This is a genomic window from Methylocapsa aurea (assembly GCF_000746085.1).
GTDB classification, from domain to species: domain Bacteria; phylum Pseudomonadota; class Alphaproteobacteria; order Rhizobiales; family Beijerinckiaceae; genus Methylocapsa; species Methylocapsa aurea.
On sequence record NZ_JQKO01000013.1, the window covers coordinates 137,645 to 151,149 of the forward strand.

The 13,505-nt window shown below is 62.5% G+C and carries 11 protein-coding genes; 8 read left to right on the top strand and 3 right to left on the bottom strand.

The genetic code is table 11. The features are described from left to right. Window positions 1-253 precede the first annotated feature (253 nt). Window positions 254-2,491, top strand: a complete 2,238-nt coding sequence (locus tag DL86_RS10785) for a transglycosylase domain-containing protein (RefSeq protein WP_084572851.1) — start codon at window positions 254-256, stop codon at window positions 2,489-2,491. Window positions 2,492-2,619: 128 nt separating this feature from the next. Next, window positions 2,620-3,012: a hypothetical protein gene (locus DL86_RS10790; RefSeq protein WP_156964583.1), complete on the top strand. Its 393-nt coding sequence runs from the start codon at window positions 2,620-2,622 to the stop codon at window positions 3,010-3,012. Window positions 3,013-3,031: 19 nt separating this feature from the next. Here DL86_RS10790 and pyk read toward each other — a convergent pair whose 3' ends face one another. Together pyk and DL86_RS10800 are read right to left on the bottom strand one after the other, a co-directional pair. Further along, window positions 3,032-4,459 (bottom strand): pyruvate kinase, encoded by a 1,428-nt coding sequence (gene pyk / locus DL86_RS10795; protein WP_036261112.1) that lies wholly within the window; start codon window positions 4,457-4,459, stop codon window positions 3,032-3,034. A gap of 135 nt (window positions 4,460-4,594) precedes the next feature. Beyond that, entirely contained in the window at window positions 4,595-5,026 is a 432-nt protein-coding gene (locus DL86_RS10800; RefSeq protein WP_036261213.1) for a DUF1036 domain-containing protein, read from the bottom strand. A 413-nt stretch (window positions 5,027-5,439) separates the two neighbouring features. Between DL86_RS10800 and DL86_RS10805 the strand changes: the two genes are divergently transcribed. The 3 genes from DL86_RS10805 (at window position 5,440) to DL86_RS10815 (ending at window position 8,004) form a co-directional block, all read left to right on the top strand. Next, window positions 5,440-6,264 carry an N-formylglutamate amidohydrolase gene (locus DL86_RS10805; RefSeq protein WP_036261214.1) on the top strand — a complete coding sequence of 275 codons (825 nt, stop codon included), beginning with the start codon at window positions 5,440-5,442 and terminating at the stop codon, window positions 6,262-6,264. A 235-nt stretch (window positions 6,265-6,499) separates the two neighbouring features. After that, window positions 6,500-6,754 (top strand): DUF2312 domain-containing protein, encoded by a 255-nt coding sequence (locus DL86_RS10810; protein ID WP_036261217.1) that lies wholly within the window; start codon window positions 6,500-6,502, stop codon window positions 6,752-6,754. A gap of 149 nt (window positions 6,755-6,903) precedes the next feature. Further along, a complete protein-coding gene (locus DL86_RS10815) occupies window positions 6,904-8,004 on the top strand; it encodes an alkene reductase (RefSeq protein WP_036261115.1) in 1,101 nt (366 codons plus the stop codon). 182 nt (window positions 8,005-8,186) lie between these two features. Here DL86_RS10815 and galU read toward each other — a convergent pair whose 3' ends face one another. Next, window positions 8,187-9,077 carry a UTP--glucose-1-phosphate uridylyltransferase GalU gene (gene galU / locus DL86_RS10820; protein ID WP_036261117.1) on the bottom strand — a complete coding sequence of 297 codons (891 nt, stop codon included), beginning with the start codon at window positions 9,075-9,077 and terminating at the stop codon, window positions 8,187-8,189. A 315-nt stretch (window positions 9,078-9,392) separates the two neighbouring features. Between galU and DL86_RS10825 the strand changes: the two genes are divergently transcribed. The 3 genes from DL86_RS10825 to DL86_RS10835 all read left to right on the top strand — a co-directional run bounded on the left by DL86_RS10825 (window position 9,393) and on the right by DL86_RS10835 (window position 13,312). After that, complete coding sequence (locus tag DL86_RS10825) at window positions 9,393-10,748, top strand: nucleotide disphospho-sugar-binding domain-containing protein (protein ID WP_036261119.1); 1,356 nt, start codon at window positions 9,393-9,395, stop codon at window positions 10,746-10,748. Between the two features lie 94 nt (window positions 10,749-10,842). Then, window positions 10,843-11,616 carry a thioesterase II family protein gene (locus DL86_RS10830; RefSeq protein ID WP_036261122.1) on the top strand — a complete coding sequence of 258 codons (774 nt, stop codon included), beginning with the start codon at window positions 10,843-10,845 and terminating at the stop codon, window positions 11,614-11,616. Next, window positions 11,609-13,312 (top strand): cyclic peptide export ABC transporter, encoded by a 1,704-nt coding sequence (locus DL86_RS10835; RefSeq protein ID WP_202899191.1) that lies wholly within the window; start codon window positions 11,609-11,611, stop codon window positions 13,310-13,312. The genes DL86_RS10830 and DL86_RS10835 overlap by 8 nt, the downstream gene beginning before the upstream one ends. Window positions 13,313-13,505: the final 193 nt, after the last annotated feature.

Genomic DNA, 13,505 nt, shown 5'->3' on the forward strand with positions numbered 1-13,505 from the left:
CGGGTAAGCTTGGCGGTCGCGGGCTGGGGGCGAGACTTTGGCGCGGCTGCGGCTAAATCGCAAGCGGCCGGTGGCTTTGAAAAAGCGATTTCAGGGGATTTGAGCTTCAAGGAGCCAACCGCGGCCCCTCTGCCCGGCAATCCTTCAACGCTCATCTCGAAGGTTTTTACCTGCCCTTAAACCGTCAATATTAAGATTGAAGCACGGCGGCGGCAAGCGCAGGTCCAGTCTGGCGCGAGAGGCGGCGCGAGGGATGGCGAATGTGTCTTATCACGGCGGCGGCGCGCGGGGCATGATGGAGCGCAGGACGGCCGGGCGCCGGGAGCCGAACGCGCGGGCTGCCACGCCGGACAAGGGCGCCGATAATGCGGGAGCGCAGCGCCGCCCAGGCAAAAAGCGCGCGCGAAAAAGGCGCCGCCCTTTCTGGCTCGGTCTGCTTTATTGGTGCGCCACGATGTGCGTGTGGATCGCCGTGGCCGGCGCCGGCATTGTCGCCTATCACGCCGCCAAATTGCCGCCGATCGACGCGCTCGCCGTGCCGAAACGGCCGCCGAACATCGCAATTCTCGCCGAGAATGGGGCGCTTCTCGCCAATCGCGGCGATACCGGCGGCGCCGCCATCAAAATCGCCGACCTGCCGCCCTATGTGCCCAAGGCCTTCATTGCGATCGAGGATCGCCGCTTTTATTCACATCGCGGCATCGATCCTCTCGGCATCCTGCGCGCCCTCACCCGCAATCTTTCGGGCGGGGCCATGCAGGGCGGCTCGACGCTGACGCAGCAACTCGCCAAGAACCTCTTTCTAACCCAGGAACGGACCGCCTCCCGCAAGATCCAGGAGGCGATCCTGGCGCTCTGGCTCGAGCATCGCTATTCGAAAAATCAGATTCTCGAGCTTTATCTGAACCGCGTCTATTTCGGGTCCGGCGCCTATGGCGTCGATGCGGCGGCGCTGAAATATTTCGGCCATGGCGCGCGCCATCTCACGCTGCCCGAAGCCGCCGCGCTCGCCGGGCTGATGAAGGCGCCGACGAAGCTTGCGCCGAACCGGAATCCGACCGGAGCAAGCGCCCGCGCGGGGCTGGTCGTCGAGGCGATGGTCCAGGAGGGATTCATCACCGACGCGATGGCTATGCTCGCGCTCAGCCATCCGGCGCAGGCCGTCCATGAACAGGGCGCCGGCTCGGTCAATTACGCCGCCGATTACGTAATGGATGTCCTCGACGACACGGTCGGCGCGATCGACGAAGACATCGTCGTCTCGACGACACTCAGCCCGGCGCTTCAGGCCGCGGCGGAAAAGGCGCTTGGCGACGAACTCGATCTCAAAGGCTCAAAATTCGGCGTCAGCCAGGGCGCCCTTGTCGCGATCGACCCCGATGGCGCGATCAAGGCGCTCGTCGGCGGCCGCAATTACGCCGACAGCCAGTTCAACCGGGCCGTCGCCGCCAAACGGCAGCCGGGCTCGGCGTTCAAGCCTTTCGTCTATCTCGCCGCGCTGGAGCGAGGCCTCACTCCGGCATCGCTGCGCGAGGATGCTCCGGTTAATGTGAAAGGCTGGCAGCCGGAAAATTACGGGCATGAATATTTCGGCCCGGTCACGCTGACTAAGGGCTTGGCGCTATCGCTGAACACCGTGGCGGTGCGGCTTGGCGTCGAAGTCGGCCCCAAAGCGGTCATCAATGCCGCGCATCGCCTTGGCGTCGCCTCGGAGCTGACCCCAAACGCCTCGATCGCGCTCGGCACCAGCGAAGTGACGCCGCTCGAACTCGTCGCCGCCTATGCGCCCTTCGCCAATGGCGGCATCGGCGTCCAGGCGCAAATCATCGCCAAAGTGAAAACCGCCGCCGCCGGCAAGCTGATCTATCAGCGCCGGGGCGCCAGCAACGGCCGGGTCGTCGATCCGACCTATGTGTCGATGATGAACGCAATGATGCAAGAAACCTTGCTGACCGGCACCGCCCGCAAGGGAGACGTGCCGGGCTGGCAAGCGGCGGGCAAGACCGGCACCAGCCAGGATTGGCGCGACGCCTGGTTCATCGGCTATACGAGCCATCTCGTCGCCGGGGTCTGGCTCGGCAATGACGACAATTCGCCGACAAAAAAGGCCTCGGGCGGAACCCTCCCGGTCGAGATTTGGTCGAATTTCATGCATTTCGCGCATCAAGGCGTCCCGCCGCAGCCGCTCCCCGGCGGGATCTGGCGCGGCGGCGCTCCGCAAGACGCCAGTCCGGCGTGGCCAGGCGCGCCCTCCGCGATCAATGTTCCCTCGCGCCCGATGGCGCCAGCTTTCTCCGGCGAAGCGCGGGTCGTTGGCGACGAGCTCCGTCCCTCCGGCCCACCCGCGACGGTCTATCACGCGGCGCCGACAGAGACCAGCAGCCAAAGGCTCGTGCCGCCGGGATTGATCCCGAACGTAGGCGAGCCGGCGCGCCCTCGCGGCGCGCCTCCGCATGAGCGCAATTTCTTCGATGCGCTGTTTGGGGGGTAGCGCCGCAGCGGATCTTGCCCCATGCGCCAACCTTGCCGCCACGGTTTTCGAGGCGTATCTCGAAGCTGCCGCCAACGCTCGCAATCCGTCGTCCTGGAGCGGGGCGGCGGGGCGAAGAGGAGGACGCGATGTCGCCGCTCACGCTGTTTCTGGCCAAATTGATCGGGCTACTGTTTCTTATTTTTTCTGCGTCTATGGCGCTGAAGAAGCGCGACATGGTTGCGACGGCGAGCGCGCTGGTGCGCGATCGAGGCCTGATCCTCTTAGGCGGCTCGATAAATCTCATCGCTGGCTTGGCGATCGTTCTCGCCCATAACGTCTGGAGCGGCGGCGTGCTGACCGTCGTCGTCACGCTGGTTGGCTGGTTGCTTCTGCTGCGCGGCGTGATCTTGCTTTTCACGCCGTCAGACAAGCTTGTCGCCTATTACGAAGCGATGCGCCTCGATCAGAACTATTACGTCTATCTGACGATCACTCTTGTGATCGGTCTTTACCTATCTATTGCTGGCTTTGCCGGATAGGCAACGAACGCGGAGCTCCTCAGCCAGCATCCGCATCGACGAAGGCGATCCGGACCATGTTGGTCGCCCCCGGCGACCCGAACGGAACCCCTGCGACGATGATGATCCGGTCGCCTTTTTGGGCAAAACCCTCCAGGGCGGCGAATTTGACGGCGCGATCCGCCATGTCGTCGACATCGAGCGCATCCTGGGTGACGACCGAATGCACGCCCCAGACGACGGCGAGGCGGCCGGCCGTCTCGCGATTGGGCGTGAGGGCGAGGATCGGCGCCTCTGGTCGCTCGCGGGCGATCCGCAAGGCGGTCGAACCCGATGAGGTCCAGGCGACGATCGCTTTCAAATCCAGCGTTTCGGCGACATTGCGAGCGGCGTTGGCGATGGCGTCGGCGCCGGTCGCCTCGGGCGTCGCGCGCTGCGCATTGATGATGCCGCGGTAATAGGCGTCGCGCTCGACCTCTTCCGCGATCTTATTCATGGTCGCGACCGCCTCCACCGGATATTGTCCGGCAGCGCTTTCCGCCGACAGCATGACCGCATCAGCGCCCTCGAAGACGGCGGTGGCGACGTCCGAGACCTCGGCCCGCGTCGGCACCGGCGCGGTGATCATGGACTCCAGCATTTGCGTCGCGACGACGACCGGCTTGCCGAGCCGGCGCGCGGTGCGGTTGATGCGCTTTTGCAGGCCCGGCACTTTCTCGAGCGGCATTTCGACGCCGAGATCGCCGCGCGCGACCATCAATCCATCCGAAACTTCGACGATTTCATCGAGCCGCGAAATCGCCTGCGGCTTTTCGATCTTCGACATCACCAGCGCCCGCCCGCGGGTCAGCTTTTTGACTTCGACGACATCCTCTGGCCGCTGCACGAAGGAAACCGCGACCCAATCGACGCCCGCCTCCAGGCCGGCTTCAAGGTCGGCGCGGTCCTTCTCGGTCATCGGCGATACCGGAATTTCGGTATCGGGCAGGCTCACGCCCTTGCGATTGGAAATCTCGCCCGCGACATCGACGATCGCTTCGGCGCGCGTTGCATCGGCCGCGACGACATGAAGCCGCACCTTGCCGTCATCGACGAGCAGCGTATGGCCCGGCTCCAAGGCCCGGAGAATTTCAGGATGGGGAAGGCAAACGCGGTTTTGATCGCCTAAAGTCGGATCGGAATCGAGCGTGAAGGTCGCGCCCTTGGCGAGCTTGATGGCGCGGTCCTTGAACGCGCCAATCCGCAGCTTCGGACCTTGAAGATCGAGCAGAATGCCGATCGGACGTCCGAACTCCTCCTCCACCGCGCGGATCATGCGCACCTGTTCGCGCATCTGATCATGCGCCGCGTGGCTCATGTTGATGCGAAACAAGTCGGCGCCCGCCTGAAACAAGGCGGCGAGGATCGCTTGGCTCGCCGAAGCCGGCCCAATGGTCGCAATGATCTTGCACCGACGCAACCGCCGCATTGAAGCCTCGCCAACTGAATTCTAGAGCATGTTCTTAAGAAAGTTGATCGACTTTTTTGATCAGAACATGCTCCAACTCATTGAATCTGAGCGATTCCTTTTCGATCAGATGACTCCATCCGATCGGGAAACGCTCTAGGGATTTGGCCGGATCTGCGCTGGATCGGTCAATTGAACGGTCCAGTTCTTTGCTTCCTTGCCGGTATCGACTTCAAAAAACCCGGTTCGGTCAAAACCACGCACGAAACAATCTTCGCGCCCGAGGATGCGAAACTCACGGTCGCGCGTGCACATGAAAGCCTTGCCCTTCCATTCGCCGCCGCGCTCGTCCATCGCGTAGACATAATAGAATTCCGCCGCCAGAGGACCGCGCACCAGCGTCTCGCAAGCGCTGGCCTTCAAATTCCACCAGCCCTCGCTGACCCAGGTTTCGCCGTCCGTATAGGCCAGCGAAATGCTGACCCGGCTGCTGGTGTTGTTGCAGAGGCGAAAATCAGCGCGCGCCGGAGTCAGGATAGACATCGTGGCGGCCAGCGCCATGAGAGCGGGGATAATAGCTTGTTTCATTGCCGTCAAGATCGCGGTTGCGCATCGATGTTCGAAAGGCTTCATGTTCGAGAGACTGCGTCAAATGACGGCGACTTGCGCGCTCCGCTGAGGAAGGCGGCGCCCTTCCGCGAACTCCGAACGTGATGTTTCAGCTCCGACGCCTCTCTTAAATGTCCATTCGCGCGTGAAACTTCGGCGCTGGAGCGGGATCGCTTCGGGGGTAAATCGATCATATCTCCCTTTTGCGCATGATCCGAAAACTCTGCAACTTTTCTAAGATGCTGTTCTGGCGCAAGATCCGTTGCCTCTCCCATCGAAAATGCTCTATCCGTTTACATTCCGGCATTTTTCTGACAAGCGCATGTCCCCTGAGATCGGCCCTTCGCCTAAAAATGCATGACGCCCTTGTAACGCCAATCATGGAGAACGCCATGTCGGTTTCGTCGCAGCCAGGCGCGGAGCCTGATCGTGGCGAGCCGCATGATCCGGTCGAGCGAATTGAAGGCCGCATCGACGCCGGCCTTCTCCTCCTTTGCGATCACGCCGCCAATACTCTGCCCCAGTCCTATGGCGCGCTCGGCTTGCCGCCAAGCGAACTCGACCGCCATATCGCCTGTGATATCGGCGCGGCCTGGATCACCCGCCGGCTCGCGGAGATCTTCGACGCCCCGGCGATCCTGAGCCGTTTTTCCCGCCTCCTCATCGATCCCAATCGCGGCGCGGACGATCCGACGCTCGTCATGCGCATTTCGGACGGCCGAATCATCCCGGGCAATGCGCAAATCGACGCCGGCGAGATCGAGCGACGCCGCAAGCGCTATTGGCAGCCCTATCGCAGCGCGATCGCGTCGAAGATCGAAGCCATGCTGGCCCTGGGCCCGATCCCGGCGGTCATCTCGGTCCACACTTTCACGCCATTCTGGAGGGAGAAGGCGAGGCCCTGGGAAATTGGCGTCCTTTGGGACAGCGACGAGCGCTTTGCCCGGCCCCTCATCGCGGCTTTGGCCGAAGATGGCCTCATTGTCGGCGACAACGAGCCTTATGATGGGGCGCTGGTCGGCGACACTTTGGACTCGGAAGTGACCCGCCGCGGGCTCGCCGGCCTCCTTGTCGAGGTGCGCCAGGATCTGGTCAACGAGAAGGAAAAGGCGGTCGCCCTCGCGGACCGGTTCGCGGGCGCCCTGGGGCCGGTGCTCCAGCGTCCGGAACTTCACCGCATTGAATTTTTTCCGAGCCGGACTGGCCGCCACGTTTAGGCCCGCAAGCGCGGGTTAGATGGGCCGCAAGGGTGCGGCGGCAAGATTGAAGGGTGCGGCGGCAAGATTGCGGGGATTACCGGCTCGCGCGCCTTGACGATCGCCCGCGAAGGCCGCATTGCCAGCCAGGATTCGCATGACTTTCCGTCCGCCCCGTGTCGCGGATGGCTGTTTTCAAATGGCCGCCGGGCGCCTCAAGGGATGCGCCGGCGCATCAACAAGGAGAAAGTCGGGAATGACGGCAGATATCGCCGAAACCGGCGTCGCGGCGCAGGAGCTGACGCAATTCGTAGAGCGCGTGGAGCGGCTCGAAGAAGAGAAAAAGGCGATTTCCGATGATATCCGCGACGTCTATGCCGAGATGAAAGGTCGCGGCTTCGACGTCAAGGCCGTGCGCCAGATCGTGAAAATTAGAAAGCAGGACCATTCCGAACGCAAGGAAATGGAAGCTATTCTCGAGCTTTACATGTCGGCCTTGAATATGACGTGAGGTTTTCGCCCCCGCAAGAAACGGCTTCGGTCCGTTCACAATCGTTTGTTCGCATCTACGCAATCTCGCGCCGCCGGCCCATGTTCGCCGCACGGGCGGCTCCAACTTCGCCGCCCATTTTCGAGGCGCAATAATCAGCGGGGGTTGCGATGACGCAGGACGCCAACGTGCTATTTTCACCTTTTCGACTCGGCGATCTTCAATTGAGAAATCGGATTGTCATGGCGCCCTTGACTCGCAATCGCGCGACCAAAGGCGCCGACGCCCCGAACGATCTCAACGCGGATTATTATCGTCAGCGCGCCTCCGCCGGTCTCATCATTTCGGAAGCCGCGCAGATCTCGCAGCAAGGTCAGGGCTATATCTGGACGCCGGGGATCTATAGCGAGGCGCAGGTCGAAGGCTGGCGGAAAGTCACCGAAGCCGTGCATCGCCAGGGCGGCCTTATTTTCATCCAGCTGTGGCATGTCGGACGCGTTTCGCATGTCTCGCTGCAACCGGACGGAGGCCAGCCTGTGGCGCCTTCCGCCATTGCCGCCAAGACGAAAACCTTCATCGAAACCGGCTTCGCCGACGTCTCCGAGCCCCGGGCTTTGGAGCTCGACGAGATTCCGGGGATCGTCGCCGACTATAAGAAGGCGGCGGAGAACGCCAAGCGCGCGGGCTTTGACGGCGTCGAAATCCATGGCGCCAATGGCTATCTGATCGATCAATTTCTTAAGGATGGGTCCAACAAGCGCACCGACGCCTATGGCGGATCGATCGAGAACCGCATCCGTTTCGCGCTCGAAGTCACGGACGCCATCCTCGCCGTCTGGGACAGGGCCCGCGTCGGCATTCGCCTTTCGCCCGTCAGCCCCGCCAATGACGCGGTCGATAGCGCGCCAGCCAAGACATTCGGCGCCCTCGTCGCGGCGCTCAGCGCGCGGAAAATCGCCTATATTCATGTCATTGAAGGCGCTACAGGCGGTCCGCGCGACATTGCGCCATTCGATTTCCTGGCTTTGCGCAAGGCCTTCGCCGGCGCTTATATCGGAAACAATGGCTACACGCGCGAGCTCGCCATCGACGTCCTCAATCAGAACCGGGCCGATCTCGTCGCCTTTGGCAAGGCGTTTATCGCCAACCCCGACCTCGTCGAGCGCCTGCGCCGGAATGCGCCGCTGAACGAGCCCGACCGCAACACTTTTTACGGCGGCGCCGAGGAAGGCTATACGGACTATCCAACGCTCGAGGAAACGGCGCGATAGAGCGCTTTCCGATCGAATGGAGTCATTCGATCGATCAGAAATCGCTCCAAACTTAAAAGCTTGAGCATATTCTTATCGCTCAGATTGATTCAACCTGAGCGGAATATGCTCTAGCGGCTTTCCGCAAAGGCGTCATCGAACGAGAGCGCCGCCTCGACGCCCTCGTTCAAAAGGCCAGGGGGCTATAGCGCGCCAAGAACCTTTTTCAATTCGGCCTTGAAAGGCGCCGCGACTTCTGGATTGGCGAGGGCGAAAGCGACATTGGCTGAAAGAAAGCCAAGTTTCGAGCCGCAATCAAAGGTCTTGCCGTCAAAACGCACGCCATGGAAGGCTTGCGTTTTGGAAAGGGCGATCATGCCATCGGTGAGCTGGATCTCGCCTCCCGCGCCTTTTTCGCCCTTTTCGAGAATTGGAAAAATCTCCGGTCCGAGGATGTAGCGGCCGGAGATCATGAGATTGGAAGGCGCCATTCCCTTTGGCGGCTTTTCGACCATACCAGTGATCTCGAAGGTCGGGCCGAAATCCTTGCCGATGGAAATGATCCCATATTGATGCGTCTCCTCCATCGGCACTTCCTCGGCCGCGATGATGTTGCCTCCGTGCTTTTCGTAGGCCTCGATGCATTGCGCGAGGCAGCGTCCGCCTTTGCCGGCAGCGGCCTGAGTCACCATGTCGGGAAGCAAAACCGCGAAAGGCTCATCGCCGACGATCTCACGCGCGCACCAGACCGCGTGGCCAAGGCCGAGCGGCTCCTGTTGCCGCGTGAAACTCGCAGCCCCAGCGGCCGGCAGCAGGTCGGTCAAGCCCTGCAACTCCTTCAATTTGCCGCGCTTCTGCAAAGTCTCCTCGAGCTCGAAGGCGATGTCGAAATGATCTTCGATGACCGCCTTGTTGCGGCCCGTCACAAAAATGAAATGCTCGATCCCGGCTTCCCGCGCTTCATCGACGACATGCTGGAGCACGGGCCGGTCGACAATCGTCAACATTTCCTTCGGGATCGATTTCGTGGCAGGAAGAAATCTTGTCCCCAAACCCGCGACCGGAAAAACTGCTTTGCGAATGCGCTTGGTCATTTGCCATCCTGAGAAAATCTATGCGAATCCACGTCGATTTATCATAGCGAACATTGATGCGGAACCTAGAGCGCGATCGTTTCCTATTGACGCAATCGCGTTCTACAACCTTGTTTCTAGCGCATGATCTTGTCAAAAAATCCCGCGCCTCCGTTCGATCCGTCGCGCCCCCTTGCCTTGTGTTCGCCTCGATCGAATGACGGCATTTGGACGACAGCAGGAATCGTCCCGTCCGCCTAGGCGACTGTGAGGCCGCAGCCTCACAGGGCATTCGGCCCTTGCGCGGCAGATTGCAGGAATAAGATTGCAGGAATAATGGCGAATATCCTTTTTCTTATTCTTCCCTATCCCGGTTGTCTCGCCGCCACGCTGGACCTCGCAGAGCGCCTGCGCGCGCGCGGACACGCCGTATCTTATCTGGGCATGGCGGATTCGGAGGAAGCGGTTTGCGCCCAGGGCTTTTCCTTCACGCCTCTCTTCGAGCGGCGCTTTCCAAAGGGCTTCTACGCCGAGACCGAAGCGCTGGAGAGTCTGCCTTTCGGGCTCGCGTCGCTGCGGGCGCAACGGCGGTTCATCGCCCGCCTCCATGCCTTCGCCGCGGACCTTCAAGGAGAAAGCGGCGAAGAATTCCGCTTGGCGCTGCAGCGCCTGGCGCCCGATCTGGTCATCTTCGCATCGACCGATCTATGGATCGAATGGACGGCCTTCATCGCTCATGCGGCTGGGGTCAAAAGCATCTATTTTCATGACTCGCTGACTTCATCCGCCAAGTCCGGCCTGCCGCCGATCTTCACCGCGCTGATCCCTGATGGCGGGCTCCTGTCTCGGTTTAGGATCGCGGCCGCATGGCGTTGGTTCGCGCTCCAAATCAAGCTTCAATCCTGGCTGTTGCGGCCGCTTGGCCTCGACCTCGATTTCGAGGGCGTCAGACGACGGCTCGCGGCGCATTGCGGCTATCGCCTCAGCCGGGCGGACCACGACCGCAAGGCGCCCCGGCTGACCGAACTGGTCGCCTGGCCCATCGCTTTCGAGTTCCCCGGAGCGGAAACGGCGGAGCGCCATTATGTCGGCGCCTCGATCCATCGCAAAAGGCGGGAGCCGCCATTTCCTTGGAACCGGCTCGACGCGCAAAAGCCGCTGGTCTACTGCGCCATGGGCACCCTCGTCTTTTCCACCAAGGAGACCTATCGGCGGTTTTTCCAGGCCGTGGTCGATCTTGCGCGATCGAGGCCAGAGCGCCAATGGGTCATCGCGATCGGCGCCGCCATCGATCCCGAGGACTTGCGCGATGTCCCGGCCGACGTGGTCATCGTGCGCCAGGCCCCGCAACTCCAGTTGCTGCAGCGGGCGCATCTTATGATAACCCATGGCGGCGCGAATACGGTCAAGGAATGCATCGCTTTCGGCGTGCCGATGGTCTCCTTCCCGCTCGGCTGCGATCATCCCGGCAATAGCGCGCGCCTTGTGTTTCAAGGACTTGGCCTGCGCGCCGACATCCAAAAGGCGAGCGCGCCCTATCTCGGCCGCCTGATCGATGCGCTCGAGGCGGACGAGGGCCTGCGCCCGCGTATGAAGGCGATGCAAGCAAGCTTCCAAGCGCTGGAGGAAGCGGAAACCGCGCCGCGGATGGTGGAGGCCATCTTGCGCGGCGAAAGCCTCGATGACCCTTGAGTGTCCGCCGCTACCTTCAATTGATCTGACGGTTGCGGCGGCCTTATCCGTTTTAGCAAAGGGTCGGGCGACCGACGATCACTGGGGGATCAGGATGTTGCGCGGTTCAGATCTTTGGACGCCTTGGACGGCTGGCGCGCGGCGCGGCGGATTTGCCGTGTACTGTTTCCCGTGGGCCGGGGGCGGCGCTTCGGGATTTCGCGGGCTGGCCGAGGCCGCCCTCAACGCTGGAGTGACGCTCCATCCGATCGAATATCCCGGCCACGAGAGTCGGTTCGGCGAGGCTCCCGCCCCCTCCCTCGAGCTCTTGGCCGAGGCGATCGTCGAGGATCTGGCGCCGACTTGGGCCGGGACGAATTTTGCCTTCCTCGGCCATAGTTTCGGCGCCAAGGTGGCATTTCGGGCCGCACAATTGCTCGAGGGCAAAGGCCTGCCCGGTCCTAAGACCGTTCTGCTGTCGGCGGCGTTTCCGCCGGGATCATGGCCGGCGGAGCCGCTGAGCATCTTGGCGGACGCTCCTCTCCTGCAACGACTGGCAAGCTTGGGCGGACTGGCGAGAGTGGGCGCGGAGGACGAATTGCTGCGGTTGATGCTGCCGACCATCAGGTCGGATCTGGCGCTCGCCGAAGCCTGGACCCCGTCCGATCGCCGGCCGCTTCGCGCCAATGTCGTCGGCCTCGCCGGCGCGGCCGACGCCTTCGCCCCACCGGCGGCGGTGCGCTGCTGGGAGAAATTCGCGGCAGGCGGCTTCGCTCTTCGAGTCTTCGAGGGAGGGCATTTCTTTCTGGATGCGAACGGCCCGGAGATCCTTGCCCTCTGCCGTCTCGAACAAGAGGATTTCGCCCGGGAGACGCCATCGCATGAGTGATTTTTGGCGACCTTCCGAGGCTAACCCGAACGCGGGGCGGTCTTCGCTCTCCTTGTGGAAAATGCTCGGCGCCTCGCCGGGGGCGCTCCTGCTGTCGGTCATCGCCGGGCTGGCGGCGGGCGGCGGCACGGCGGGGCTGCTGACTTTCATCAGCGGCGCGCTGGAGCGCTACGAGCCAAGCGCATCGGGGCCGGCGACCGCCTTTTTTGGACTTTGCATAGCTGCGCTCGCCGCCGGAGCCCTGTCCGAGGTTCTCCTTCTGCGGCTGACGCAGAGAAATTTGCTGGAGCTGCGGTTCTGGCTCAGCCGCCGCATTCTCGCCGCGCCGCTGCAACAGCTCCAGTCCTGCGGGCCGCACCGGCTGATGGCGGCCTTGACCGAGGATATGGAGAGCATCGCCCATGCGCATGAGATGCTGCCCTTGCTCTGCATCGAGGGCGCCGTCGTCCTTGGCGGCCTCATCTATATCGGTTGGCTGTCCTGGTTCCTGCTGCTGGTCGTTCTGGCTTTCCTGCTGGCAGGCGTGATCGGATTCCACATTCCGCAAAACGCCGCCCTGCGCTGGCTGAAGCGGGCGCGGGACGCCGATGACGCCCTGTTCGGTCATTTCCGGGCGATGACCGACGGCTGCAAGGAGCTGAAAATGGACGCTCGCCGCCGCCACGCGTTCCTGCATGAAGAGCTCGGCGCGACGGCGGACAGGATCAGAAGCTTGAACAGCACCGGTTCAGTTTACTATATCCTGGCGGCGCAATGGGGCAAGCTGGCGTTCTTTCTCGCCATCGGCTTCGTCCTTTACGTCGCCCCGCATATTGACTTGGCGAGCCGTCAGGCAGCGACCGGCTGCACGCTCGCCATTCTCTTCATCATGACCCCCATCTCGACGGTCGTGAACGCCGTGCCGGCGCTTGGCCGCGGCCTCATCGCATTGCGCAAGATCGAGGCGCTCGGCGGCGCCATGCCGGAGGAAAAGGCGCTCGCCGATCTCGATCCTGCCGCCATCCCACCGGTTCCCGAGACGCCCGGGCTGCTGGAGCTCGACCGCGTCACCCACCGCTATGGCGCGGAGGGAGACGAGCGCGGCTTCGTTCTCGGCCCCCTCGATCTGCGCATCGAACCGGGCGAACTGGTGTTCCTGACTGGCGGCAATGGCGGCGGCAAGACCACCTTGGCGATGCTGCTTCTTGGCCTTTATTTCCCAGAGACCGGCGAGATCAGATTGAACGGCGCGGCCATCACCGATGTGAACCGGGACGGCTACCGGCAGCATTTCGCGGCGGTCTTCGCCGACGCCTTTGTTTTCGACAGGCTTCTCGGCTATTCCGGCCGCCGCTCCGCCGAGCAGGCGGACCAGCTGCTCGCCCGGCTGCAATTGGACGCCAAAGTCAAGATAACCGAGGGACGCTTCTCAAGCGTCGATCTGTCCCGGGGACAGCGCAAGCGGCTAGCGCTGCTCGCGGCCTATCTCGAAGACCGGCCCTTCTATCTTTTCGACGAATGGGCGGCGGAGCAGGATCCGCTGTTCCGGGAAATTTTCTACAAGGAAATGCTGCCCAAGTTGAAGGCGCGCGGAAAGACCGTCATCGTCATCACGCATGACGATCGCTATTTTCCGCTTGCCGATCGCCTGCTGCATCTCACCATGGGACAGCTTGCCGAACCCTCGGCGCTCGTCGCCGCATCGGCGGCTGGTTAGATAATATGGCGCGGCTTCCTCATCGGATGAGCATTTGGGGCGGGTTTGAGTTGACGGCTCCTGGGGGGTGGATGGAGCCGATTTTATCGGCGCGCATTTTGGAGCGCAGCTCCTCGGCGACGAAGGAGGCGTCGACGCCGTCGCGAATGATCTGCGGCCGGACGAAGATGATCAGTTCCGTGCGCTTCAGTCG

What these genes read in the sequence shown, in the direction of transcription:
- galU (WP_036261117.1), bottom strand. Translation starts at nt 9,077, where the DNA reads ATGACCAAGCGCATTCGCAAAGCAGTTTTTCCGGTCGCGGGTTTGGGG.
- DL86_RS10810 (WP_036261217.1), top strand. Translation starts at nt 6,500, where the DNA reads ATGACGGCAGATATCGCCGAAACCGGCGTCGCGGCGCAGGAGCTGACG.
- DL86_RS10785 (WP_084572851.1), top strand. Translation starts at nt 254, where the DNA reads ATGGCGAATGTGTCTTATCACGGCGGCGGCGCGCGGGGCATGATGGAG.
- DL86_RS10790 (WP_156964583.1), top strand. Translation starts at nt 2,620, where the DNA reads ATGTCGCCGCTCACGCTGTTTCTGGCCAAATTGATCGGGCTACTGTTT.
- DL86_RS10830 (WP_036261122.1), top strand. Translation starts at nt 10,843, where the DNA reads ATGTTGCGCGGTTCAGATCTTTGGACGCCTTGGACGGCTGGCGCGCGG.
- DL86_RS10800 (WP_036261213.1), bottom strand. Translation starts at nt 5,026, where the DNA reads ATGAAACAAGCTATTATCCCCGCTCTCATGGCGCTGGCCGCCACGATG.
- DL86_RS10835 (WP_202899191.1), top strand. Translation starts at nt 11,609, where the DNA reads ATGAGTGATTTTTGGCGACCTTCCGAGGCTAACCCGAACGCGGGGCGG.
- DL86_RS10815 (WP_036261115.1), top strand. Translation starts at nt 6,904, where the DNA reads ATGACGCAGGACGCCAACGTGCTATTTTCACCTTTTCGACTCGGCGAT.
- DL86_RS10825 (WP_036261119.1), top strand. Translation starts at nt 9,393, where the DNA reads ATGGCGAATATCCTTTTTCTTATTCTTCCCTATCCCGGTTGTCTCGCC.
- DL86_RS10805 (WP_036261214.1), top strand. Translation starts at nt 5,440, where the DNA reads ATGTCGGTTTCGTCGCAGCCAGGCGCGGAGCCTGATCGTGGCGAGCCG.
- pyk (WP_036261112.1), bottom strand. Translation starts at nt 4,459, where the DNA reads ATGCGGCGGTTGCGTCGGTGCAAGATCATTGCGACCATTGGGCCGGCT.